Here is a 23,126-nt window from a genome sequence, read left to right as displayed (position 1 = left end):
AAGTCGGTTGCAACAGGCGGCAGCGCAAAGCTGTATCGGGAGGATCCAATGAAACAGACCCCACGGTCCGGGCAGGGCATCATCATGCCGCGGCGCACACTTTTGAAGGGCGCTGCAGCATTCGGCTTGTCGAGTGCTTTGAGCGCGCCCTTCATCAACCGACTCGCGGCGCAGGAAGCGCATCCGCTCAAGGGCCAGTCGATCGAGATGAACATCCTCGGCATCGCCGGCTGGGTGCCCTCCTCGCTCGGCGTGAAGATGTCGCCGCTCTTCGCCGACTTCGTGAAGGAGAAGTACGGCTACAACGTCTCCTTCGCCTTCCAGGAGGCGCCCTTCTCCGACCTCTTCCAGAAGGCGGCGACCTCGCTCGTCACCAAGAGCCAGGAGTTCAACATCATCATTTCGGACAGCCAGTGGCTCGGCGCGCTCGCCCAGCCCGGCTGGATCCTGAAGCTCAACGACGTGATCGCGGCCAACAAGGGCCTGCAGGTCGACTGGTACTCCAAGACCGTCGTCGACACCTACATGACCTATCCCGACGGCAGCCAGGACATCTGGGGCCTGCCGCAGGAGGGCGACGTCGAGGCGCTCTTCGTGCGCAAGGACTGGCTGGAGGACCCGAAGGAAAACGAGGCCTTCACCGCCAAGTACGGCAAGCCGCTTCCGAAGACCTTCGAGGACTTCGAGGCCCTGACCATGGACGAGTTCGAGAAGGTCGCGGAGTTCTTCACCCGGCCCGACGAGCAGCGCTGGGGCTTCGCCCAGCAGTACAGCCGCGTCTACGACTTCGCCACCTGCGCCTTCAACAACTTCCTCTGGAGCCGCGGCGGCGAGACCTGGGATCCCAAGACCGGCCAAATCGAAGGCATTCTCAACACCGATCAGAACGCCGCCTCGCTCCAGGCCTACAAGGACTGGCTGAAGTACTGCCCGCCCGGCGCGACCAATATCGGCATCGCCGAAGGCATCGACGTCTTCACGCAGGGCAAGGTCTTCGCGACCATCCAGTGGGCCGCCGTCGGCCCCGCGATGATCACCGAGGAGCTGAAGGGCAAGGTGCTGGTCGTGCCGCCGCCCAAGCACGGCACCGGCGCCGAGGCCAAGCGCATCTACTCCATGGGCGGCCAGCCCTGGGTGATCAACGCCTTCAACGACGAGACGAAGATGCGCGTCGCCCTCGACTTCATGAACTGGTGGTACCAGCCGGACACGGCGCTGGAATTCGCCAAGCGGGGCGGCAATCCCGCCGACAAGGCGACGCTTTCGCGGGACGATTTCAACGACATCAATCCCTGGAACCGCACCTACAAGTTCATGCTGGAGGACGGCCGCTCGCGCGACTTCTGGCACGACCCGAAATATTCGGAGATGCTGGCGATCCAGCAGGAGGGCTACTCCTCCTTCGTCACCGGCCAGTCGACGGACCCGAAGGCCGTGCTCGACTACATCGCCTGCGCCCAGCAGCAGATCCTCAGCGACAGCGGCACGGCGAAGACGCCGCCGTCCGACATGTGCGCGATGACCTCGCTCTGAAGGCCGGGACCAAGACCTGACCGAACGAAGATCCGTCTTCTCCCCTCGGGGGAGAAGACGGACGCGAAGCGGCCGGACGAGGGGAAGACCGGCCACGTCTCCTCGTCCCCTGCCGGGACCGTCTCTCCTTCGGGAGAAGACGCCGTCCGGACACCCCGTATCGGAAGACACATCATGACGACGTCATCCCCCAGAAGGCGCGGTTTGTCCCGTCTTCTCGACGACCGCAAGACGCTCGTGGCGGTGCTGCTGGCGCCGGTCATCCTGTTCTTCGTCGTCTTCAACACGATCCCGACGCTGTGGCTGCTCGGCCTGTCCTTCTACAATTTCTCGCTGACGGGCGGCATGCCGCCCGATTTCGTCGGCTTCCGGAACTTCATCCAGATCTTCAACTCCAAGAACGCGATCTGGTACGACCTGTCGCGGACCTTCACCTTCGTCCTCTTCGGCGTCGGCATCCAGACCGTGCTCGGCGCGGCGCTCGGCTTCCTGTTCTGGGGCTCCAAGGACATGCCGGGCCGACGGCTCGCGCTGACGCTCCTCTTCGCCCCGATGGTCCTGACGCCCGTGGCGACCGGCACCTTCTTCCGCTTCATCTACGATCCGACCTTCGGCGTCCTCAACGCCATGGCGAACGGTCTCTTCGATACCGGCCCCATCGACTTCCTCGGCAATCCGTCCATCGCCTTCTGGGCGGTGCTGGCCGTCGACTGCTGGATGTGGACGCCCTTCATGACGCTGATGACGCTGGCCGCGCTCGGGTCCGTCCCGAAGGCCGAGCTCGAGGCCGCCGAGATCGACCGCGTGCCGTTCCACCGCCGCCTGTCGCTCGTCATCTGGCACCACGGCAAGTTCATCCTGATGCTCGGCATCCTCCTCCGGACCATCGACAGCTTCAAGACGCTGGACCTCATCATCCCGATGACCAAGGGAGGGCCCGGGCAGCAGACGCGGCTCGTGGCGATCGAGCTGAACAAACAGGCCTTCGAGAGCTTCAACATGGGCTGGTCCTCGGCCTATTCGGTGCTGCTCCTCCTCATCTCGATCGCGATGACCTCGGTGTTCATCTTCGTTCTCAACCTTCGCCGCCGGCGGGAGGGCTGAAGCCATGAGCCGCCTGCGCAACGGCCTCTACTATGCCGGCCTCTGGGCCATCTCGCTCTTCTTCTTCGCGCCGATCGCCTGGATCGTGCTGGCCTCCTTCAAGACGCGCACCGACATCCTCGCCGTGCCGCCGAAGCTCGTCTTCACGCCGACGCTGGAGAACTACGTCGCCCTGTTCGGCCGCGACTCGCTCTTCCTCCAGATCGGCAATTCGATCCTGCTCTCGCTCGGCGCCGTCGTCATCGCGGTCTTCGTGTCGTTCCTGGCGGCCTTCTGCTTCTCGCGCTTCAAACCGAAGGGCACGGACTTCCTGATGTTCCTGCTCCTGTCGATCCGCATGCTGCCGGGACCGGCCGTCATCCTGCCGGTCTTCCTCATGTATGTCGCCTTCGGCTGGAAGGACTCGCATCTCTGGCTGATGCTCTTCTACGCGATGTTCTCGATCCCGTTCTCGGTCTGGATCCTCAAGGGCTTTCTCGACGGAGTCTCCACGCGTTTCGACGAGACGGGCATCGTCAACGGCGGCTCCTGGTTCCATGTCATCTTCAAGGTCGTGCTGCCGCAGGTCCGGCCCGGCCTCATCGCCGCCTTCATCTTCAACCTGATTTTCGTCTGGAACGAGTTCCTGTTCAACTTCATCATCGGCGGCGTGACCACGCAGAACATTCCCTATGCCCTGGCAGTGGGAACCTACGCGGATGGCGGCGTGAACTGGACGTTCATCGCCTCGATGACGTCGATCTACATCATCCCGCCGATCGCCTTCATTTACATCTTCCAGAAATACCTGCTCGTCGGCATGACCTTCGGCACGGTCCGCGGCGAGGTCTGAGACCATGAAACAGGCTCGTTCGTTCCCGGAGCGGCTGGAGACGACGCTGATCGTCGGCCTCGTCGCCGGCATCCTTCTCATCGCGCAGCGCTACAACCTCACGCTCTACAAGGCCGGCCTCACCATCCTCGTTCTCTCCACGCTCCTGCAGATCGCCGTCGGCAACCTGCGCAAGGACGCATCCGTCGGCCGCAGCATCGCCTTCGTCGCCATGGTGCTCGGCATCATCGCCATCGTCTTCTGCGTCGGCATCCTCCTCGTGCCCTATTTCTCGCAGCTGGGTCGGTGAGCGTCGTGTCCGTCGAGTTCCAGTCGATCGTCCGGACCTACGGTTCGAAGCGGGCCCTCGACGGCCTCGACCTTCAGGTCGAGCCGCAGAGCTTCACGGTGATCTGCGGGCCGCCCGCGTCGGGCAAGTCGGTGCTCTTCCGCCTTTTGGTCGGTCTCGAAAAGCCGGATGCGGGGCGCATCCTCCTGTCGGGTCGCGACATCACGACGACGCCGCCGGCCGATCGCCCGATCGGCTACGTGCCGCAGAGCTTCGCGCTCTATCCGCATCAAACGGTGGCCGAGAACATGGCCTATCCGCTGACGCTCGCCAAAGCGCCGAAGGACGAGATCGCCCGGCGCGTCGACCGCACGGCCGGCATCCTGGCAATCACGCATCTCCTGAAGAAGACGCCCGATCAGCTGTCCGGCGGCGAGAAGCAGCGCGTCGCGGTGGCGCGCGGCCTCCTCAAGAACGCGGAGATCTTCGTTCTCGACGATCCGCTCGTCGGCCTCGACTACAAGCTGCGCGAGCGGCTGATGGACGAGCTGAAGAGCCTGCGCGAGGAGTTGAAGGCGACCTTCCTCTACGCGACCTCGGACTCGCTGGAAGCTTTGACCATGGCGCAGCGCCTCGCCGTGCTCGACAAGGGCCGCGTGGTGCAGCACGACGCGGCGATCGCCGTCTACGACGACCCGCGCCACGTCCGCTCGCTCGACCTCATCGGCTTTCCCCACGCCAATCTCGTTCCCGGAACCGTCAAGGGCGGCCAACTCCAGGCCGGCCCCATCGCGGCGACCGGCTTTTCCGGCATCCGCGACGGCGACATCGTGGCGGGCCTCCGGCCGGAAGCCGTGCGCCTCGGCTTCGCGGACGACGTTCCCGCAGGCGATGTTCCGGCGAACCGCGCCCGTCTCGACATTCCCGCCGAGGTGACGCTCGTTGAAAATCTCGGGGGCGAGGCCGTCGTCTACCTCGTGGCCGGCGGCCACAACCTCACCGCGACGCTGCCGCTCTCGGGCGCGGTGCCGCCCGATCTCGGCGCGATGCTCCGCCTTTCCGTCGATCCCGCCGACATCCTCGTCTTCGACCGGCAGACCGGCGCACGGCTCGACGGCCGCGACACGCAAGGACCCGTCTGATGGCTGAAATCGTCATCGATCACGTCACCAAGCGGTTCGGCAGCTTCACGGCGGTGGACGACATCGACATGCGCTTCGCCGATGGCGAGGTGGCCTGCCTCCTCGGTCCGTCCGGCTGCGGGAAAACGACGCTGATGCGCATTCTGGCCGGGCTCGAGCGACCGACGAGCGGACGCGTCCTCTTCGGCGGCCGGGACGTCACCGCCCTTCCCCCGAGGAAGCGCAATGTCGGCATGGTCTTCCAATATCCCGTCATGTATCCGACGCTGTCGGTCGCCGAGAACATCGCCCTCCCGATGGTCCACGACCGCGCCGTTTCCGCGACCGAGCGCCGGCGCCGGGTCGACGAGGTGCTCGACGTTCTCGACATTCGCCCGCTCGCCGGCGCCTTCATCGAGGACCTCGATTCCGGCACGCGCCAGAAGGTGGCGGTCGGGCGCGCGGTCGCGCGCCAGTCCGAGATCGTGCTCTTCGACGAGCCGACGACCAATGTCGAGGTCAACGCCAAGCTGCAGCTGATCCGCGCCTTCAAGCTGGTGACGCAGCGCCTCCGGCAGACCATCGTCTACGTCACGCACGACCAGACCGAAGCGATGACGCTGGCCGATCGCATCGCGCTTATGAAGAGCGGTCGCATCCTCCAGTACGACAAGCCGCAGGTGCTCTACAATGAACCGACCTCCGAGTTCGGCGGCTGGTTCCTCGGCAATCCCGGCATGAACTTCGTATCGGCGCGCGTCGAGGAGGGGCTCGTGCGATCGGCGATCCTCGCAGATCCCCTGCCGGCCCCCGCGACGCTTCCCAGAGGCGCGGCGATCACGATCGGCATCCGCCCGGAGCGCGTCCGCATGACGGGCGAGCCGGTCGCGGGCAGCGTTCCGGCCATCCTCGTCGACCAGGCGATCGGCATCGCCGGCCGCTACCTGACGCGGGCGCGCATCGGGGAGACCGAGATCAAGGTCAACACCGAGCGTCGCCCCCCCGCTCCGCTCGGCGGCACGGTCCATCTCAGCGTGCCGCGCGAGCGGCTGATGCTCTTTGCCGACGGCACGAGATTCACCGCCTGAAGGTTTTCGCCATGCGCTACGACGTCTCCGTCATCGGACTCTACATCCTCGACATTCTCGGCCGTCCCGTCACGAAGATCCCCGATCGGGGCCAGGTCGAGTTCATCGACGAGATCAAGCTGACGGTCGCGGGCACCGCCGGCGGCGTCGTGGTGAACACGGCCAAGCTCGGCCTGAAGAGCCTCGCCGTCGGAGCGGTCGGACAGGACGAGAAGGCGGACTTCGTCATCGGCGCGATGACCCGGCTCGGCATCGACACCTCCGCCATGCAGAGCCTTCCCGGCGTGCCGACCTCCGCCACGATCCTCAACATCAGGCCGAACGGCGAGCGCCCGGCGCTTCACCAACGCGGCGCGTCCGACCATTTCGACCTTCCCGAACGGTTGTACGACCAGGTCTTCGATGCCCCGATCGTTCATCTCGGCGGGACGGGCCTCCTGCGCCGGCTCGACGGGGAGCGCAGCGTGACGCTCCTGAAGGAGGCCAAGCGGCGGGGACGCACGGTCACCTTCGACCTCATCGCCGCCTCCACCGAGACCGCCGGCCTCGTCCTGCCGCTGCTGCCTTATATCGACTATTTCATGCCCTCGATCGAGGAGGCGCAGGACATGTCGGGAAGGACCGGACCGGAGGAGTGCGCGGCCTTCTACCTCGACAAGGGCGCCAGGACCTGCGTCTTCACGCTCGGCGGCGAAGGCGCCTATTATGCGGATGCGGACGGCACGCGCCTCCAGGTTCCCGCCTATGCGATCGACGTCGTCGACACGACCGGCTGCGGCGACGCCTTCGACGCCGGCTTCATCACCGCGCTCCACCATCGGATGAACCCGGAAGACGCCGTCCGTTTCGCCCAAGGGGTCGCCGCCCTCGTGGCGGGCGGCCTTGGCTCGGATGCCGGGGTGCGGTCCTTCGAGCATACGCAGGAGAGCGTTTCGAGCTGGCTCGGGCGCGTGACCGGCTGAAGCGCGAGCGCGGCGTCGCGGGGGCCGGCTCATACCAGCGGCCCTGACCTTCGACCTGTCGAAAGTCAGGGCGATACGGCGTCATCAGCCGCCGCCGCGCCCTTCGGCGCGAACCCTGGGGTGACGGCCGCCTGTTCGGCCTCGCTCATGTGGAGGCCCTGCTGGGTGCGAAGGCGCAGGACGTCGTTCGGCCGCCGCGCCCACTCCTCGGCGACGAGGTAGCGGACTTCGTTCTCGTAGAGCCGCGCCCCGACATGCCGGCCGAGCCCGTCCATCGAGCCGGCCGCGCCGACGGCCTCGGCCGTCAACGGGGGCGTCTCGTCGGCGCTCCCGTCCCGATTTCGAAAGAGGCTCGCGACGCGCAAGCCGAGGGCCCGCCGACCGGCTTCGAAGCTGTCGTGGCCAGACGCCGTGACCGCCTGGTGCAACGATCGGAGACGCCGGAGCCGACCGCAGCCCCGGCAAGCGCATATCGCCAGACCGTCTCCCGACGCGGCCGTCAGGCGCCGTGATACTTCCGGTCGAGATCGTCGATTGCCTGGACGTTGCCGGCCGACTTGCCGTTCGGGTCGAATTCGGCGGCGAGGAAGGCGTCGGCGATGCTCTTGGCGAGCTCGGTCCCGATGACGCGGGCGCCCATGGTGATGATCTGGGCGTTGTTGGACAAAGCCGCGCGTTCGGCCGAATAGGTGTCGTGCGTCTGCGCGGCACGGATGCCCGGCACCTTGTTGGCCGAGAGCGCGACACCGATGCCCGTGCCGCAGCACAGGATGGCCCGGTCGTAGGTGCCGTCGAGAATGCCGCCCGCCACGCGTTCGGAGAGATTGGCGTAATATTCGTCCGAGCCGGACGGTGCGGTGGAGACCTCGGAGACGGTGAGGCCGTCGCGGGTTTCAAGATAGGCGGCGAGAGCCTTGGCGAGCGGAGCGCCCGCGCTGTCACCGGCAATGGCGATCTTCATGGACCTGTCCTTCGTTCCAGGCGCCGCCGCTTCCCTGCGAAGGTGGCGATCGCCGTCTTGCTTCTTTCAGAGCACCGTTGCGCAGCGCGCGAGGATGTCGAGATAGTTCTCGACGTTCCAGGCGGAGCGCCCGATGAAGAGCCCGTCGATGTTCGGGCGGGCGATCAGTTCGGCGGCATTGCCGGGGTTCACGCTGCCGCCGTAGAGGCAGGGAACGCGACGCCCGAGAACACGCTCGGCGGCATCGAGGATGCGCGCCTGTCGCTCGTCGGCATAGTCCGGGGAGGCCGGCACCCCATGCTCGCCGATCGCCCAGACCGGCTCGTAGGCGAGAAGGATCGGCGCGCGCGTCTGGTCGCCCGACAAGCGCCCGAGCGCGCCTTCGACCTCGCGCGCCAGAACCTCGTCCGCCCGCCCCGTCGCCTTGTCCTCGGCGCTTTCGCCGATGCAGATCAGCGGGATCAGCCCGTGGCGGACCGCCGCCTCGGTCTTCAGCCCCACCGTTTCGTCGGTCTCGCCGAAATGGGCGCGACGCTCGGAATGACCGAGTTCGACGATGTCGGCGGCGCAGTCCTTCAACATCGGCGGCGAAATCTCGCCGGTCCAGGCGCCCTCGTCCACCCAGTGCATGTTCTGAGCGCCGACCAGCACATCGGTACCGGCCAGGATGGCCTTCACCTCGCGCAAAGCGGTGAAGGGCGGAATGATGAACCGCTGGATGCGCGGATCGCCCTCGGCCTCCGCGAGGCGGGCGGCAAAAAGCTGCGCCTCGGCCAGCGTCTTGTTCATCTTCCAGCTCGTGCCGATGAAGACGCTCGGGTTTTCCGTCATGCCGGGAGATCCTCCGCGAAATGCAATGTCAGTCCGTCCTGCCGAAGGCTTGCGGCCGTCTCGGCCGAAAGGGCGCTCGAGGTGACGATGCCGTCGAAGACCTTGAGATCGGTCAGGAGATGGAGGGCGGTTCGGCCGAATTTGCCGTGGTCGACGAGGAGATAGCGCCGCGCGGAGGATGCGATCATGCGGCGCTTCACCTCGAGCGCCTCCTGGTCCTGGTGGAAGGCGGTGCGGCCCTGGATGGCGGAACTGGAGATGAAGGAGATATCGGCGCGCAGCGAGGCGAGCGCGTTTTCCGTCACCGCTCCGAAGAAGCCGTTGAACTTGCGCGAGAAGGTGCCGCCGAGCGCGATCAGGTTGATGCCCGCCTCGCCCGCCAGTTCGGTGATCAGCGCCATGTTGTTGGTGATGACCGTCAACGGACGCTTCTCGACGAGAAACGGGAGGATGGTCTGCGAGGTCGAGCCGTCGTCGACCATGACGCTCATGCCGGGCTCGATGAAGTCGGCGCCGCGCCGCGCGACGGCGCGCTTCTCGTCCACCGCCATCTGGGTTCGATGACGGAAGTCGCTTTCAAACTGCGTGCTCGCCTCGATCGTCGCGCCGCCCCGCGTGCGCCGCAGCAGGCCCTCGGCCTCCAGCTCGTCGAGATCCCGGTGGATCGTCATCTTCGAGACGGCGAAATGATGAGCGAGCATGTCGAGCGAGGCCGAACCACCTTCGGCGAGAAGGTCGATGATGTCTCGCCTGCGATGTTCGCGCTTCACGACGGTGTCTCCACGCAAAGGGGACGGCCAATTTCTGCCTGACTTAACATTTCAATCGATTTTTACAACAGATGAAATGTGATTTTGGGGAATTCGGATTGTCGGCGTCCCGATCGCAAGCTATCCCAACTTCAACGCGACCGGGCGGCGTTCTCGGGGAACCGAGCCCTTCACGCCCATCGAAACGACACTCCGACGATCCCCTGGGAGGACACGACACCATGGCCCGCATCACGCTCCGACAGCTGCTCGACCATGCCGCCGAGAACGGCTACGGCGTTCCCGCCTTCAACATCAACAACATGGAGCAGGGCCTCGCGGTCATGGCCGCGGCGGACAAGACGGGATCGCCGGTGATCATCCAGGCGAGCCGCGGCGCCCGCGCCTATGCCAACGACATCGTGCTCGCCCGCCTGATCGACGGCCTCGTGGAGCTCTATCCGCACATCCCCGTCGTCATGCATCTCGATCACGGCAATGGCCTCGGGACCTGCGTCACGGCCATCCAGAACGGCTTCACCTCCGTGATGATGGACGGCTCGCTGAAGGCGGACGGCACGACGCCGGCCGACTACGCCTACAATGCCGCCATCACGCGCAAGGTGGTGGAGGTCGCGCATGCGGCCGGCGTTTCCGTCGAGGGTGAACTCGGCGTTCTCGGCTCGCTGGAAAGCGGCATGGGCGATCAGGAGGACGGTCACGGCGCGACCGAGAAGCTCGAGGAGCACCAGCTCCTGACCGATCCGGAGGAAGCCGTGCGCTTCGTCGCCGAAACCGGGGTCGACGCGCTCGCGGTCGCCATGGGCACCAGCCACGGCGCCTACAAGTTCACGCGCAAGCCGGACGGCGACGTGCTCGCGATGGGCGTCATCGAGGCGATCCACCAGAAGCTGCCGAACACCCATCTCGTGATGCACGGCTCCTCCTCGGTGCCGCAGGAGCTCTGCCAGATCATCAATGCGCATGGCGGCGACATCAAGCCGACCTGGGGCGTTCCGGTGGAGGAGATCCAGCGCGGCATCCGCCACGGCGTGCGCAAGATCAACATCGACACGGACCTTCGCCTCGCCATCACCGGCGCGATCCGCACGGTCTTCGCCGAGGATCCCGGCGAGTTCGATCCGCGCAAGTACCTCAAGCCCGCGATGGCGGCGGCGTCCGCCGTCTGCGTCGACCGGTTCGAGGCCTTCGGAACGGCGGGACAGGCCGACAAGATCCGCGTGAAGCCGCTCCCGGTCATGGCCAAGTCCTACGCGAAGTAGGTCCGGCACGGAGCGATCGAGCGGCGTCGCAAGGCCGGAGCGATCCGGCCCGCTTCGTTACGCGAGCGCCAGGGGCGCATTCGGTTTCCGGGATCGGCCGGGCCTCGGCGACGATCGATCACGTCGTCGCACCGTCGCGCAGCTTGACGAAATAGTCGTCGTTCCCGACCTGCCCGCCCTTCAGGGCGATCTCCAGCCCATCGAAGGCGGGGTCCTCGCTATGGGCGGTCGAGACGGGCGAGCCCGGCGTCTGCGCGAGCGGAAACCGGGGCGTCAGCGCATGGATGCCGAGCTGGCGCAGCGCATGGCTCGACGTGTCGCCGCCCGCGATCACCGCCCGGGTCAGTCGAGCCTCCCGCACCAGCCGCGCCTGGAGATGGCCGAGGCCGCGGCCGATGGCATGCCGGGCTCCGTCCTGCGACGCGATCTCCGCGCCGAGATCGCTCTCGGGTCCGAGCGCGGTGTGGACGAGCACGGATCGGCCTTCGTCGAGGCAGGCAAGCGCCGTCGCCGTCAGGGTCTCCACCGCCGCCGCGTCGCCCGCGACGAAGGCGCGGGGATCGAAGGCGATCGTGGCGAAGCCGTTCGCCTCGGCATGGCGAATCTGCTTCTCCGTCGTTGGAGAGCAGCTTCCCGACACGACGGCGAGCCGCGCCACCGGCGGCAAGGCGGCGAAGGCGGCGGAGCCGGCAATGCGCCCCTCCTCCTTCCAGGCTTCGGCCAGCGCATATTCGACGCCGGACGAGCCGGCCACGAAGCGACAGCCGGCGCGGGCGAGGCGCTGGAGCTGGCGACCGGCGGCGGCCTGCGTCGCGGCGTTGAGGACGTCGAGAAGGATCGCGCCGGGCCGTGAGGCCAGCGCGGCGTCCACCGCTGCGTCCGCATCGCCCTCGGCCAGCGCGAGGTGGTCCACGAGCGCGACGGAAAGGTCGGTCTGGGCGGCGAGGTGGCGGCGAAGATCCGCCTCGTGCATCGGCGTCACGGGATGGCGGCTCATCACGGGATGGCGATCGATGCGGAAGACCTCGCCCCGGAAGGCGGCGAAGAGCTCGCCGAAGGCCGTGTAGCGCTTCAGCTGCGGTGCGCCGACGACGAGCGGAACGGGCCGGTCGCCGAAGACGTCGCGGCCGAGCTCCAGGGCCCGGCCGATATTGCCGAGGGCGGGCGAGGAATCGAAGGTCGAGCAGACCTTGTAGTGGCAGATCTCGGCGTCCTCGGCCAACAGCCAGGCGAAGGCGGGAGCGAGGTTCTCGTTCATCCAGTCCGGCGTCTGCGACCGGCTGGTGCCGGCAAGGCCAACGGCCCGCACATGGGCGAAGGCTTGGCGCTGCGCCGCCGTCGGCGTGTCGAGGAAGAGCACGGTCTCGACGCCGCGAAGCGCCAGCGCCTCCATCACGTCGGTGGAGCCGGTGAGGTCGTCGCCGTAGAAGGAGAGGAGAAGCGGCTGGGTCGGCATGGCGGGTGGTTCCTTCAGGCGGCCGAGGACGCCGCGCCGAACATCGCCAGCGAGGCCTCGAGTTCGGGATGTTCGGCGCCATAGGTGCGGAGCGGGATGCCGGCTTTCGCCGCCTCCCAGGCCTGCGTGACCGCGCGCACGCCCGCCGCCGGGCCCATGGGATGGCTGACGACGCCGCCGCCGCAGAGATAGAGGAGATCGGTCGAGCCGCCGGTGACGCGGAACGTCTCGGGCGCCTGGCCGCCCCACTGGCCGGAGCAGACGACCGGGAGCGGCCGGTCCGCGGGCGAGGCGAGTGGTCTCTGCAGCGCCACGTAGGAGCGCACGAAGGAGGCGTCGGGCTCCCAGTATTTCGCGCCGATGCCGTTGATCTGGAACTGGTCGACACCGAGGAGCCGCCAGATCGTCTCGTAGACGGAAAAGTCGAGACCGAGCGAGGGATGCCGCGTGAGAATGTCCCAACCGTTGCGATGGGCGTGGAGCACGAGGCCGCAGCGCTTGCGCAGGAACAGCATGGCGCCCATGCCGATGGAATTGATGTTGACGACGGCCGCGTTGCCGCCGGCGGCGAGAACCACGTCGTGGTTGCGCATCATCTCGTCGGGATCGGCGGCGGTGATGCCGAAGGCCATCATGACCTTCTTGCCGGTCTTCTGTTCATGGTCGAGGATCACCGGCATGACCGCCCTCACCCGCTCCTCGAGGCTCGAATAGGCCGGGCTCATCAGCTTTTCGTCGTCCTTGACGAAATCGACGCCGGCCTGCGCCAGTTCGCCGATCATCGCGGCGGACTCCGCGGGCCGCAGGCCGAGGGCCGGTTTCACGATCGTGCCGATGATCGGGCGCGTTCGGGGAACGCCGGTCAGCGCGAAGGATCCCTCGATGCCGAACTGGGGCCCCGGATAGCGCTCGGCGAAGGCGGCGGGGAGCCGGAGCCCGGTGACGCGGATGCCCGTGAAGCCCTTGATCGCGTAGACGCCGGCGATGCAGATCGTCATGAGCGCGGCGAGATCGGTTCCGACCGCTTCCAGCGGATAGGCGATGTCGGCCTCGCCGCGGCGGTAAGGTCCCGGGCCGCCGGCGGCGTCGGCGCCGAAGCCGGGTTCGTCGGTCGTGCCGAGATCGCGGACGGCGAGGACCTGCGCGCCGACGCGGGCCTTCAGCTCCGGCGTTTCGCCGGGCAGGGCGACGAAGGTGCCGGTGGACTGGTCGCTGGCGATCTTCGCGGCGAGGTCCGCGACCTCGCCGGCCGTCTCGATCCGGTAGGTGACGACGATCTCGCCGTCGCGGTCCCGATGCCCATCCCGGTTCTTCCCGCTCATTTCCAATGCTCGCTTCCTTCGGTATGATCAGTATACCAGCAATGGCCTCCGGCATTCGGCGGGCTGAGCGAAGGTATCCCCGCATGGCCGTTCCCTCCGAGCCGATCGTTCGCCGCAAGCTGTCCGCGGAAGTCTTCGCGCGGCTGAAGGCGATGATCACCGGCGGTGAGCTGCAGCCGGGGGACGCCATGCCGTCCGAGCGCGAACTCATGGAGCGCTTCGGCGTCGGCCGCCCCGCGATCCGGGAGGCCATGCAATCGCTCAGCCAGATCGGACTGCTCGCGATCTCTCACGGCGAGCGCGCGCGGGTCCTGCGCATGACGCCGCGATCGCTGTTCGGTACGGTGGACGCGGCGGCCGAGATCATGCTGCAGACCTCGCCGGACGCGCTCGGCCATCTCAAGGAGGCGCGCATCTTCTTCGAGCGCGGGATCGTGGTCCAGGCCGCCGCGAGGGCGAGCGCCGACGACATCGCGGCGCTGGAGGCGCTTTTGCGTGCGCAGCGCGACGCGCTCGGCGATGCCGAGACCTTCATCGCCGCCGACATGCGCTTCCATCGCCGCATCGCGGAAATCCCGGGCAATCCGATCTTCGGCGCCGTGGCGGAAGCCATGCTCGGCTGGCTGAAGCAGTATCACACGGACATGTTGATCTGGACCGGCAAGGAGAACCTGACGCTGGTCGAGCACGAGGAGATCGTCGCGGCCCTCGCCGCCCGAGACCCCGTCGCGGCGGAAGCGGCGATGGTGCGCCATCTCGAACGCTCGCGCGCGCTCTACGTTCACCAGACGGGCTGAGCGCAGACCGACGAACGAATCCCCCGCAAGGTCCGCGACCGTCCCGGCCGCGCCGTCCGCGAGGACGGTGAAACCCCTGTCGGGGACCGGGATCGGCGGCGCCGAGGCCGAGGGCGGTCCGGGAGCCGTCATGCCGTCGGCGCGACGATGCGCAGGACGGCATAGGCGCCGAGTCTCTCCGGGATCGCGCCGCGCGTCGGCAGCGCTCCCGTGGCGGCGTCATCGAATCCGTCGAGGTCGAGCAGCGAGACCTCAGCCGGCTCCAGGGCCGCGAGATCGACCGCCTGGTCCTCATCCGTCAGGTTGGCGAGCCAGATCTCGGAGGTCCCGTCCCGACGACGGGCGGCGACGCCGTGGAGGCGGCTGCGGTCCGCCGAATGCAGTGGCAGGCGCTCCCGGCCGGACAGGCGCGCGAGAGCCCGCGCCACGTGGAAGGCCGGCACGACCGCGCCGTCGCCGGCGAGGAGCCCGCGCACACCGGCGAAGGACGCGCCGGTCCATTGCACGACGCCGCTGCCGGCGAGCCGGGCGGCATATCCGACGAGCCAGGCTGCGGCGAAGAGGCCGCGCTGGCGGGGATCGTCGTCGGCCATGGCGATGCGCCGCCCGTCCGGGTTCGGCACGGTGCGCGACCCGTAGGGGTTCTGGCGCATGCCGATCGTGGTGGGGCCGAGATGGTAGAGCGTCGGGCCGAGGATCGCGTTCGCCGTCCGCGTGATGAAGGGCAGCGCTTCCAGCGTCTGCATGACGCTGCTGTCGTCGGCCGCGTGAACGATCGGACAGGTCGCGTGCGTGGCGAAGTCGAGACGCTCGATGGGGACCCGCTTGCGGTTTAGCTCGGTGAAGTAGCTGAACATTCCCCCGCCCAGCGAGACGCCGGGAAAGGCGGCGCGAGCGGCGGCATAGACCTCGTCCAGCGGCGGTGCGTCCGGCCAGGCGCTGCCGGGCGGCGTCGACCGGCGGTCGACGGACGGGCCGACGACGACCGCGGCCGGACGCAGGCCCGATGCCGCGACGAGCGCGGCGATCCCGCCGAGTTCGGCCGCCGGCGAGGCTTCGCCCGGCACGACGCATTCCAGCGTCACCGATGCGTCCGGCAGCGCTTCGGCCAGGCGCGCGAGCGCGGAAAGGGCCTTCGCGCCATGTCCGGCCACCGGATCGAAATGGAGAAGGAGATGGCGCGGCTCCAGATCGCGCAAGCGGTCGATCGCCTCCAGAGCCGCCGGCACCTCCTCCGGCGCGACGGCCACGCCGAAGCGCGGCATCGCCTCGGCGACGGACGTGGACACGGACATCGCAGGAGACGGCCCCCGGGCGCTCGCGACCGTCACGCGGATCGCCCCGGCCGGCGCGTCGCCCGCCGGGGCGCGAGGCGTGCCCCTCCCGCCCTCCCGCGGGGCGCGGTCGACATCCCCGCGCGCGTCCGCGACGGTGAGCGTCACGCTCTGGCGCAGCGTCCGGCCGGCGGGCAGCTCATAGGGCCATGGCAGCGCCAGCGGGCGGACATAGGTCTTGTAGGACGCGTCGGACCAGTTGCGCTGGTCCTCCATCTCGAAGGCGTCGCCCTCCATCCGGCAGGTCGCGAGCGCGCCCGGCGCGATCTCGTGGGCGATGGCGCGGATGTCCTTGAACGGCTGCCAGGGCTCGACGAGATCGGGAAAGCGCGAGAATTCGACCGAGCCGTCCGTGTGCGTCACCGTGGCGGCGCGACCGGCCAGGCTCTCGATCGGATGCAGCACGCAGAAGCCGCAGCGATTGGTCTCGAAATCGCCGTCCGGCACGGCCTCCACCGCGAAGACGAGCCGGCCCGTCGCGTGGCCCGAGATCTGAGCGGAAAAGCGCAAGGCGGCGCCCGACGCCGCGCGGCACGTCGCGCGATAGGAAAGGGCGAAGCTCGCTTCCCCGGCACCGGCACCGGCACCGGCACCGGGCCCGCCAGCGGTGTCCGGTCCCCGCACCTCCACGACGAGATCCTCGATCTCGGGCGCGTATGTTCCCCAGTCGCGGCCGCGCACCACGTAGGCGACGGCGCGCAGAACCTCGACGCCGCGCCAGCGGACGGCGCGAAGCGCGCCCTCCACGACATCCGCTTCCAGCGCGCCCGCCGCGAGGCGGCAGGAAACCGGCGGCGGCTCGGCCGTGCCGTAGAGCTTTCGAAGATCGGACGCGGATCGCGGCATCGCGTCAGACGCTCGCCGCGGGATCGACGGTCTCTCCCTTGGCGGCGCTGAGATAGGCCGCCTCGACGAGCGCGAAGGTCTTGAGATTGTCCGCGCCCGAGGTCGCCGGCGGCGTGCCGGCCCGCAAGGTCTCCACGAAGTGCCGCTCGATGTTGAGGACGCTTTCCTGCACCCCGTGCCAGGGGCGCGAAGCCCAGGCGAGAAGGGTCGGCGAAACGTCGCGCGTCTCGACGCGGCCCCGCGACTGGATCGTCATCGCATAGCCCGCCTCCAGCTGCACCGAACCCTCGCTGCCTTCGACGTCGATCAGGACTTCGGGGAAGAGCTCGCGCGCCCGCCGGCTCGAATAGGAGCAGTCGGCGACGGAGGTGACGCCGTTCGCGTGGACGAGGAGCATGGTCGCGACGTCCTCGCCCTTGATGGCGGGGTTCACCTGCGCGGTGGAGGCGGTGAGCCGGGACACCTCGCCGAAGAGGTAGCGCGCGGTGTCGAGAACGTGGACGCCGAGGTCCTCGATGATGAAGCGCTCGCCTTCCGCCAGATAGGGCTGGCCGGAAATGACGTCGTAACCCGAGCGGAACGAGACGCGTCCCCAGAACGGCTTGCCGATCGCCCCGGAGGCGATCACGTCCTTCACGGCCATGATCGGCTTCTGCCAGCGGAAGTTCTCGTGCACCATCATCGGCACGCCCGCGGCTTCGCAGGCCGCGACCATGGCGCGCCCGTCGGCGATGGTCGGCGCCATCGGCTTCTGGCAGATCACCGGCACCTTGTGGGCGGCGGCCAGTTCCACCAGCGCCCGATGGGTCGGCGCGGTCGTCGCGATGTCGACGAAGTCCAGCGATTCCGCCTCGAACATGGCCTTCGCGTCCGTGTAGGTGCGCTCGATCCCGAAGCGCGCGGCGACCTTGGCCAACCGCTCCTCGTCCCGGTCGCAGAGCGCGACGATGCCAGCGCCCCCGGGCTCTTGCGCGAGATCGCGCCAGGCGTTCAGGTGATTGTCGGCGAAGAAGCCGCAGCCGATGAGGCCGCCGTTCAGGGATGACATGGGATGAAGCCTTTCATGGTGTTCCCCGTGATTCCCGCCGGAACATAGAGAACGCGCCGTTCATAACGACCGTCGTGTCCTCTCGCGAACGCCGCGCCGGCAGGTCTGAGCGGTTTGCGGGCGGTCGAACGATCCGCCTTCGACCGGTGGCGGAGCCCTCATCGTGCCGCCGCGACCGCTGGCCCGGTGACGTGACGGCCCCCGCCCGACCGCAGCGCGGCGACCGGTGTTCAGGTGATGCGGCGGATCGAGTCGGCGAGTTCCTGCGGCTCGAACACGCGCTTCCAGTCGTCGCGCATCAGCATCGGCTTGCCGAACTCGATCGCCTTGTTGCAGGCGTCGGAGAAGACGCCCGGCGTTTCCTCGAAGATCACCGAGCCGAGCACGTTCATGTGGCCGAGCAGGAAGTCGCGGGCGGCTTCCCGCGGCACGCCGCGGCGCACCACCTCGTCCATCGCCTCCCGCATGACGTCGAGCAGCGAGGCGCAGACGGTCTCGGAAAGGCCGGGCTCCAGAAGCGCCATCTGCTCGACGGTGACGCGGTGCGAGCGCATGACCGGCGCCCAGATGACCTTGGCCACCTCCTCTCCCAGCGCGTAATGCGCTTCAGGACCCTGCATCAGCGAGGAGACGATGTGCTGCTTGGCCGCGATGCCGCCGAAGAAGTCGCGCTTGGCGGCGGGATCGGTCTCGTCGTTGAAGATCGGGGGATGGCAGGGATGGGTGACGAAATAGGTGAGATCCGCCCGCTCCGGCAGGTGGCCGGCGAAGGGCGCGGCGGCGTCGAGCACGACGAGGATCGTGCCGGGCTTCAGCGCCGCCTCGATGCTCGCCGCGACCTTGCCGATATGGGTGTCCGGGACGGCGAGCACAACGACCTCGGCGCCGTCCAGCGCCTCCGCCTGCGGCACGCAGTCGAAGTCCAGTCCCGTCTTGAGGCGCTCCCGGCCGGCCGGATTGAGCTCGACATGGCGGACCTCGAAGCGGGAGCCCTTGAGGTTGGAGGAAAGCCGGTAGCCCATCTTGCCGCCGGCCCCGAAGAGGGCGATCGCTGTCATCTGTCTGGTCTTTCTCTGTTGGAAGGCGCTCGCGCCGTTCGAAGGCGCTAGCGGCCGAGAGCGGCCTGGCGCTGCAGGGCGATGCGCTGCTGCAGCCGTTGCTGGAACTGATCGACCACCACGGCGGCGATGATGACGAGACCCTTGATCACCGTCTGCCAGAAGGACGACACGCCCATCATCACGAGGCCGTCCGAGAGGATGCCGATGACGAAGGCGCCGATGATCGTGCCGCCGATCCTGCCGCGCCCGCCCGACATCGAGGTGCCGCCGAGAACGGCGGCCGCGATGGCGTTGAGTTCGAAGGTCTCGCCGGTCGCCGGATGCGAGGCGACGAGCTGGGAGGCGACGATCAGCCCGACGATCGCCGCGCAGAAGCCGGAGAACATGTAGACGAACATCTTCGTCCGGTTGACCCGGATGCCCGACAAGGCCGCCGCCTTCTCGTTGCCGCCCACCGCGTAGATGTAGCGCCCGAGCGGGGTGCGCGCCGCGAGATAGGCCGCGCCGAGGCCGACGACGATCAGCGTCGCGATCGAAACGGGAATCCCGAGGACGGAGCCGGCCCCGATCAGCGGGAACGTGTCGGTGCCCCACTCGGCCGAGCCGCGAAGATTGGGAAAGGTCGCGCCGTCGGACGACAGCAGCGCCATGCCGCGGGCGACGTAGAGCGTGCCGAGCGTCGCGATGAAGGGCGCGACGTTCAACCGCGTGATGAGGAGACCGTTGACGACGCCGACCCCGATGCCGACGAGGAGCGTCAGGACGACGATCTCGATCGTGTTGAAGAAGACGGTCTGGCCGAGGACGCCGATCTCGATGCCGTTGAGCACGAGGTAGCCCGCCACCATGCCGCAGAGACCGACGATCGAGCCGACCGAGAGGTCGATGCCGCCAGTGATGATGACGAAGGTCATGCCGATGGCGAGGAACGCGTTCAGCGCGACGTGCTCGGCCATGATCACGACATTGGCCGTGGACAGGAAGTTCGGCGCGGCGAAGGAGAAGAAGGCGACCACCGCGATCAGGGCGATGAAGGTGCGCGCCTTCAGGAGAAGCAGCACGGGCGAGACGTCCTGGCGCGCCGACGGGGCCGTTGCGGGGGCGAGCGTCATGGATGGGTCTCCGCGCCGGAAGGGCCGATCTTGTGGGGAGCATGGCCGACGGCCGACAAGGCGACGATCGTCTCCTCGCTCGCCTCGCCACGCGGCAGGTCGCCGGTGACGCGGCCGTTGGACATGACGACAATGCGGTCGGACAGCTCCATCACCTCCTCGAGGTCGGAGGTGACGAAGAGAATGCCGAGCCCTTCGGCCGCGAGCGTCCGCATCACGCGGAAGACTTCGGCCTTGGCGCCGATGTCGATGCCGCGGCTCGGCTCGTCCATGAGGAGCACCTTCGGTCCCGTCATCAGCGCCTTGCCGATGACGATCTTCTGCTGGTTGCCGCCGGACAGCGACGAGACGGGGCTGTCGAGGCCCGCGACCTTCACCGCCAGCCGCTTCACGAAATCCGCGACGCTGCGGCGCTCCGCGGCGATGTCGAGGTGGAAGATCCTGGTGAAGGTCTTCAGCGAGGAGAGGCTCATGTTCTCGGCGACCGAGAGGATCTGAACGAGCCCTTCGGCCTTGCGGTCTTCCGGAATCAGCGCGATGCCGCGCTTGATGCGTCCGTGGACCGTGCGGTCGGTGAGCGGGTGGCCGTCGAGGCTGACGCGGCCGGTTGCGGCCTCCTCGCGGCCCATGATGCAGCTGAGGAGTTCGGTGCGCCCGGCGCCCATCAACCCGTAGATGCCGACGATCTCGCCGCGCCGCAGGGACAGGGATACATGATCGACCGCGAAACCACCCGCCTTCCGGGGAAGCGTCATTTCCTCGACGCGCAGGACTTCGGCCCCGAAATCATGGTGGATCGTCTTGGCGAAGTCCTTGGAGGAGGCGCCGATCATGGCCCGCACGATCCAGGGCACGTCGACATCGGTCATGGCCCTCGAGCCGGTGATCCGGCCGTCGCGCAGAACCGTGATGAAGTCGCCGATCCGCACCAGCTCCTCGAGCCGATGCGAGATGTAGACGATGGCCACGCCCTGCGACGTCAGCTCGCCGATGACGCGGAAGAGGATGTCGACCTCGGCCGCCGACAATGCCGAGGTCGGCTCGTCCATGATGAGGATGCGCGCGTCCTGCGCCAGCGCCTTGGCGATCTCCACGATCTGCTGTTCGCCGATCCGGAGGTCGCCGACGAGCGTATCGGGCGCATTGGCATGCTCGAGACGCTTCAGAAGGGCCGTCGCGACCTCGCGCTGGGCCGGCATGTCGATGTCGATGCCGGCTCGGGTCTTCTCGCGGCCGATGAAGATGTTCTCGGCGATCGTCATGTTCGGGAAGAGGTTCAATTCCTGGAACACGATGCCGATGCCCGCCGCGCGCGCCGCCGCGGTCGTCGGAAGCTGGATAGGCTTTCCCTCGAGGATGATTTCGCCGGTGGTCGGCTGCTCCACGCCGGCGATGATCTTCATCAACGTCGACTTGCCCGCGCCGTTCTCGCCGACGAGCACGTTGACCGCGCCGCGCCGCACGTCGAAATCGACGCCCTTCAGCGCCTGCGTGCCCGGATAGACCTTCGTCGCGCCGCGAACGGAGAGGACGATATCGTCCGTGCGGGATCCGATCGACGTCTCGCTCATGCCCCGGCCCCGAGGCGGATCTCGACGGGCGTGACCAGCACCTTGTCCGACGCCGCCTTCAGCGTGAAGGCGCCGAGCGCCTCGACGCTCCGGCCGGCCAGCGCATCGCGGGGCAGCGCCTTCAACGCCGTCTCGTAGGCCTGGACGTTGAAGGCCTTGGCGACGTCGGCGAACTCGATCTGGTTGGCATAGCGGGTGAAGGTGACGAAGGGCAGAGCGTCGCGCAGCGACGTGCCCTTGATGACGGGGCCCAGTTGCAGCGTCACGTCGCCCTGGCCGTCGCCGTCGGTGTCGACGAGCGCGGTCGCCGCCCGCGACTTGGTGTCGGCCGAGACGATCGTGCCGGACAGGCGGGCGAGGAAATTGAACGGCGCGCCCTCCTGCACCTCGCGATAGCCGAACGTCTTCGCCCCGGCGGCGAAATCAGCCGCCAAAGCCTTGCGGATCTCCGCGTAGGGCGCCGCCTTCTCGGCGATGTAGGGCACGACCTTGGTGCCGTAGATCGCCGTCGCGCTGGCACCGGCCGTCGGTGCGGCGGCCGCCTGCCGCCTGGCGGCGAGTTCGGCCGTGTCGACGAACTTGCAGGCGGGGAGCGCGAGAAGGCCGAGGCCGAGGGCGATGCGATAAATCGGGATCATGATCGGATCGCTCGGGTTGAGGGTGGATGCGAGAGGGCGGCGCCGTGCGGCGCCTTTGTCCTCTGCCCTGTCGGTGGTCTCCCTTTCGGGGAAGGGAGGGATCGGGAGCCGTGCGGCTCGACCCGATCGTTTCCGTCGCCGCTGACGCGCCAGAGCTTCCCCTTTCGAGGGGGAGATGTCCGGCACGGCAGGCAGGGCGTCTCAAGCGAGCCGTCCATGCGGTCCCCGGAGCCGCCCTCCCCGATCAGTCCTTCAGCGCGAAGGTCTCGAGCTTGCCGGCATTCTCGGCATTGATCAGGATGCAGTCCATCAGCTGCTTCTCCTCGGCGCCGGTCTTGCCGGTGTCCAGAAACATCTTGGCCTGCTCAACCGCGAGCTGGGCCTGCCGATAGGCCGGCTGAAGGACGGTGGCCTTGATGCCGCCGGCCTTGATCGAGTCGCGCACGTCGTTGGAGCCGTCGAAGCCGACGACGATCACGTCCTTGCGCCCTGCCGCCTCCAACGCCGCCCAGGCGCCCATGGCCATCGTATCGTTGCCGGAGATCACGCCCTTGATCTCGGGATTGGCCTGCAGGATCGTCTGCATCTTCTCGAAGGCTTCGGTCTGGCTCCAGTTGGCCGACTGCTGCGCCACCATCTTCATGTCGGGATACTGGTCGATCACGTCGTGATAGCCGCCCGACCGGATGCCGGCATTGGTGTCGGCCTCGCGACCGACGAGCTCGGCATAGGGGCCGGCCTCGCCCATCAGCTTGACGAACTCCTCGGCCCCGAGCTGCGCGCCCTGATAGTTGTTCGAGACGATCTGGGAAACGGCGATGCCGGTCTCGTTGATCTCGCGATCGATGAGGAAGCTCGGAATGCCGGCGTCCTTGGCCTTCTGAACGGCGGCGGTCGTCGCGGCGGCGCCGGCATTGTCGAGGATGATCGCCTTGGCGCCGCGCGCGATGGCGGTGTCGAACATCTGGCTCTGCTTGTTGGCGTCGTCGTCGTGGACAAGGACCAGCGTCTCGAAGCCGAGCTCCTTGGCCTTGGCGACGGCGCCTTCGGCTTCCGCCTTGAAGAAGGGGTTGTCGTGGCTCGGCGTCATGATGGCCATCAGGTCGGCGGCCGAGGCGCCGAGCGGCGCGGCGAGCGTCAGGACGGCGGCAGCGGCCGCGGACATCAGCAGAGACTTCAACACAGTCGTAAATCCTCCCAGGCGTTGAC

Annotated in this window: 22 protein-coding genes; 9 read left to right on the top strand and 13 right to left on the bottom strand. The window is 67.9% G+C overall.

Features of this window, described 5'->3' with window-relative positions; translation table 11 throughout:
• The first annotated feature begins 48 nt into the window (after positions 1-48).
• The 7 genes from ASG43_RS08085 to ASG43_RS08055 all read left to right on the top strand — a co-directional run bounded on the left by ASG43_RS08085 (position 49) and on the right by ASG43_RS08055 (position 6,908).
• Positions 49-1,533 (top strand): extracellular solute-binding protein, encoded by a 1,485-nt coding sequence (locus ASG43_RS08085; protein ID WP_244488027.1) that lies wholly within the window; start codon positions 49-51, stop codon positions 1,531-1,533.
• A gap of 204 nt (positions 1,534-1,737) precedes the next feature.
• Positions 1,738-2,637 (top strand): sugar ABC transporter permease, encoded by a 900-nt coding sequence (locus ASG43_RS08080; RefSeq protein WP_244488026.1) that lies wholly within the window; start codon positions 1,738-1,740, stop codon positions 2,635-2,637.
• Positions 2,638-2,641: 4 nt separating this feature from the next.
• A complete protein-coding gene (locus ASG43_RS08075; protein ID WP_056502890.1) occupies positions 2,642-3,469 on the top strand; it encodes a carbohydrate ABC transporter permease in 828 nt (275 codons plus the stop codon).
• 4 nt (positions 3,470-3,473) lie between these two features.
• Positions 3,474-3,758, top strand: a complete 285-nt coding sequence (locus ASG43_RS08070) for a hypothetical protein (protein ID WP_056502888.1) — start codon at positions 3,474-3,476, stop codon at positions 3,756-3,758.
• Positions 3,755-4,879 (top strand): ABC transporter ATP-binding protein, encoded by a 1,125-nt coding sequence (locus tag ASG43_RS08065; RefSeq protein ID WP_244488025.1) that lies wholly within the window; start codon positions 3,755-3,757, stop codon positions 4,877-4,879. Before ASG43_RS08070 ends, ASG43_RS08065 begins: the two co-directional genes overlap by 4 nt.
• Positions 4,879-5,946 carry an ABC transporter ATP-binding protein gene (locus ASG43_RS08060; protein WP_056502885.1) on the top strand — a complete coding sequence of 356 codons (1,068 nt, stop codon included), beginning with the start codon at positions 4,879-4,881 and terminating at the stop codon, positions 5,944-5,946. Before ASG43_RS08065 ends, ASG43_RS08060 begins: the two co-directional genes overlap by 1 nt.
• Before the next feature lie 11 nt (positions 5,947-5,957).
• The gene (locus ASG43_RS08055) at positions 5,958-6,908 is read left to right on the top strand and encodes a sugar kinase (RefSeq protein ID WP_056502883.1); all 951 of its coding nucleotides are present in this window, start codon (positions 5,958-5,960) and stop codon (positions 6,906-6,908) included.
• Positions 6,909-6,973: 65 nt separating this feature from the next.
• On the opposite strand, the gene ASG43_RS08050 is transcribed toward ASG43_RS08055, so the two are convergent.
• The 4 genes from ASG43_RS08050 to ASG43_RS08035 form a co-directional block, all read right to left on the bottom strand.
• Positions 6,974-7,216: a hypothetical protein gene (locus ASG43_RS08050; protein WP_156386582.1), complete on the bottom strand. Its 243-nt coding sequence runs from the start codon at positions 7,214-7,216 to the stop codon at positions 6,974-6,976.
• Positions 7,217-7,407: 191 nt separating this feature from the next.
• Positions 7,408-7,869, bottom strand: a complete 462-nt coding sequence (locus tag ASG43_RS08045) for an RpiB/LacA/LacB family sugar-phosphate isomerase (protein ID WP_056502877.1) — start codon at positions 7,867-7,869, stop codon at positions 7,408-7,410.
• 66 nt (positions 7,870-7,935) lie between these two features.
• Positions 7,936-8,700, bottom strand: coding sequence for a triose-phosphate isomerase (locus tag ASG43_RS08040; RefSeq protein WP_056502874.1), 765 nt, complete (start codon positions 8,698-8,700; stop codon positions 7,936-7,938).
• Entirely contained in the window at positions 8,697-9,470 is a 774-nt protein-coding gene (locus ASG43_RS08035) for a DeoR/GlpR family DNA-binding transcription regulator (protein ID WP_056502871.1), read from the bottom strand. The genes ASG43_RS08040 and ASG43_RS08035 overlap by 4 nt, the downstream gene beginning before the upstream one ends.
• 221 nt (positions 9,471-9,691) lie before the next feature.
• Here ASG43_RS08035 and fba point away from each other — a divergent pair, with 221 nt between their 5' ends.
• Entirely contained in the window at positions 9,692-10,732 is a 1,041-nt protein-coding gene (gene fba, locus ASG43_RS08030; RefSeq protein WP_056502868.1) for a class II fructose-bisphosphate aldolase, read from the top strand.
• 118 nt (positions 10,733-10,850) lie between these two features.
• On the opposite strand, the gene ASG43_RS08025 is transcribed toward fba, so the two are convergent.
• Both ASG43_RS08025 and oiaX read right to left on the bottom strand, forming a co-directional pair.
• Entirely contained in the window at positions 10,851-12,188 is a 1,338-nt protein-coding gene (locus ASG43_RS08025) for a four-carbon acid sugar kinase family protein (protein ID WP_056502866.1), read from the bottom strand.
• A 14-nt stretch (positions 12,189-12,202) separates the two neighbouring features.
• Complete coding sequence (oiaX, locus tag ASG43_RS08020) at positions 12,203-13,510, bottom strand: 3-oxo-isoapionate-4-phosphate decarboxylase OiaX (protein WP_056502863.1); 1,308 nt, start codon at positions 13,508-13,510, stop codon at positions 12,203-12,205.
• Between the two features lie 83 nt (positions 13,511-13,593).
• On the opposite strand from oiaX, the gene ASG43_RS08015 reads away from it, so the two are divergent.
• The gene (locus tag ASG43_RS08015) at positions 13,594-14,307 is read left to right on the top strand and encodes a transcriptional regulator NanR (RefSeq protein WP_056502861.1); all 714 of its coding nucleotides are present in this window, start codon (positions 13,594-13,596) and stop codon (positions 14,305-14,307) included.
• A gap of 128 nt (positions 14,308-14,435) precedes the next feature.
• On the opposite strand, the gene ASG43_RS08010 is transcribed toward ASG43_RS08015, so the two are convergent.
• From ASG43_RS08010 to ASG43_RS07980, 7 genes are all read right to left on the bottom strand, one after another.
• Positions 14,436-16,487, bottom strand: coding sequence for a hypothetical protein (locus ASG43_RS08010; RefSeq protein WP_056502858.1), 2,052 nt, complete (start codon positions 16,485-16,487; stop codon positions 14,436-14,438).
• 4 nt (positions 16,488-16,491) lie between these two features.
• Positions 16,492-17,535: a Gfo/Idh/MocA family oxidoreductase gene (locus ASG43_RS08005; protein WP_056502855.1), complete on the bottom strand. Its 1,044-nt coding sequence runs from the start codon at positions 17,533-17,535 to the stop codon at positions 16,492-16,494.
• A gap of 230 nt (positions 17,536-17,765) precedes the next feature.
• The gene (locus tag ASG43_RS08000) at positions 17,766-18,593 is read right to left on the bottom strand and encodes a phosphogluconate dehydrogenase C-terminal domain-containing protein (protein ID WP_056502854.1); all 828 of its coding nucleotides are present in this window, start codon (positions 18,591-18,593) and stop codon (positions 17,766-17,768) included.
• A 47-nt stretch (positions 18,594-18,640) separates the two neighbouring features.
• A complete protein-coding gene (locus ASG43_RS07995) occupies positions 18,641-19,708 on the bottom strand; it encodes an ABC transporter permease (RefSeq protein WP_056502851.1) in 1,068 nt (355 codons plus the stop codon).
• A complete protein-coding gene (locus ASG43_RS07990) occupies positions 19,705-21,279 on the bottom strand; it encodes a sugar ABC transporter ATP-binding protein (RefSeq protein ID WP_056502848.1) in 1,575 nt (524 codons plus the stop codon). The genes ASG43_RS07995 and ASG43_RS07990 overlap by 4 nt, the downstream gene beginning before the upstream one ends.
• On the bottom strand, positions 21,276-21,917 hold the full coding sequence (locus tag ASG43_RS07985) for a DUF2291 domain-containing protein (RefSeq protein WP_056502846.1): 642 nt from the start codon (positions 21,915-21,917) through the stop codon (positions 21,276-21,278). The genes ASG43_RS07990 and ASG43_RS07985 overlap by 4 nt, the downstream gene beginning before the upstream one ends.
• A gap of 244 nt (positions 21,918-22,161) precedes the next feature.
• On the bottom strand, positions 22,162-23,082 hold the full coding sequence (locus ASG43_RS07980) for a D-ribose ABC transporter substrate-binding protein (protein ID WP_056502910.1): 921 nt from the start codon (positions 23,080-23,082) through the stop codon (positions 22,162-22,164).
• Positions 23,083-23,126: the final 44 nt, after the last annotated feature.

Source organism: Aureimonas sp. Leaf454 (assembly GCF_001424685.1).
Taxonomy (GTDB): domain Bacteria; phylum Pseudomonadota; class Alphaproteobacteria; order Rhizobiales; family Rhizobiaceae; genus Plantimonas.
The sequence above is the reverse complement of the archived record's forward strand: the minus strand, read 5'-3'. Positions and strand labels throughout refer to the sequence as shown.

Bases quoted from the DNA above. Each gene is read 5' to 3' on its own strand.
- ASG43_RS07980 (WP_056502910.1), bottom strand. From the start codon at position 23,082: ATGTCCGCGGCCGCTGCCGCCGTCCTGACGCTCGCCGCGCCGCTCGGC.
- ASG43_RS08070 (WP_056502888.1), top strand. From the start codon at position 3,474: ATGAAACAGGCTCGTTCGTTCCCGGAGCGGCTGGAGACGACGCTGATC.
- ASG43_RS07995 (WP_056502851.1), bottom strand. From the start codon at position 19,708: ATGACGCTCGCCCCCGCAACGGCCCCGTCGGCGCGCCAGGACGTCTCG.
- oiaX (WP_056502863.1), bottom strand. From the start codon at position 13,510: ATGAGCGGGAAGAACCGGGATGGGCATCGGGACCGCGACGGCGAGATC.
- ASG43_RS07990 (WP_056502848.1), bottom strand. From the start codon at position 21,279: ATGAGCGAGACGTCGATCGGATCCCGCACGGACGATATCGTCCTCTCC.
- ASG43_RS08025 (WP_056502866.1), bottom strand. From the start codon at position 12,188: ATGCCGACCCAGCCGCTTCTCCTCTCCTTCTACGGCGACGACCTCACC.
- ASG43_RS08005 (WP_056502855.1), bottom strand. From the start codon at position 17,535: ATGTCATCCCTGAACGGCGGCCTCATCGGCTGCGGCTTCTTCGCCGAC.
- ASG43_RS08010 (WP_056502858.1), bottom strand. From the start codon at position 16,487: ATGCCGCGATCCGCGTCCGATCTTCGAAAGCTCTACGGCACGGCCGAG.
- ASG43_RS08085 (WP_244488027.1), top strand. From the start codon at position 49: ATGAAACAGACCCCACGGTCCGGGCAGGGCATCATCATGCCGCGGCGC.
- ASG43_RS08045 (WP_056502877.1), bottom strand. From the start codon at position 7,869: ATGAAGATCGCCATTGCCGGTGACAGCGCGGGCGCTCCGCTCGCCAAG.
- ASG43_RS08015 (WP_056502861.1), top strand. From the start codon at position 13,594: ATGGCCGTTCCCTCCGAGCCGATCGTTCGCCGCAAGCTGTCCGCGGAA.
- ASG43_RS08075 (WP_056502890.1), top strand. From the start codon at position 2,642: ATGAGCCGCCTGCGCAACGGCCTCTACTATGCCGGCCTCTGGGCCATC.
- ASG43_RS08060 (WP_056502885.1), top strand. From the start codon at position 4,879: ATGGCTGAAATCGTCATCGATCACGTCACCAAGCGGTTCGGCAGCTTC.
- ASG43_RS08000 (WP_056502854.1), bottom strand. From the start codon at position 18,593: ATGACAGCGATCGCCCTCTTCGGGGCCGGCGGCAAGATGGGCTACCGG.
- ASG43_RS07985 (WP_056502846.1), bottom strand. From the start codon at position 21,917: ATGATCCCGATTTATCGCATCGCCCTCGGCCTCGGCCTTCTCGCGCTC.
- ASG43_RS08040 (WP_056502874.1), bottom strand. From the start codon at position 8,700: ATGACGGAAAACCCGAGCGTCTTCATCGGCACGAGCTGGAAGATGAAC.
- fba (WP_056502868.1), top strand. From the start codon at position 9,692: ATGGCCCGCATCACGCTCCGACAGCTGCTCGACCATGCCGCCGAGAAC.
- ASG43_RS08055 (WP_056502883.1), top strand. From the start codon at position 5,958: ATGCGCTACGACGTCTCCGTCATCGGACTCTACATCCTCGACATTCTC.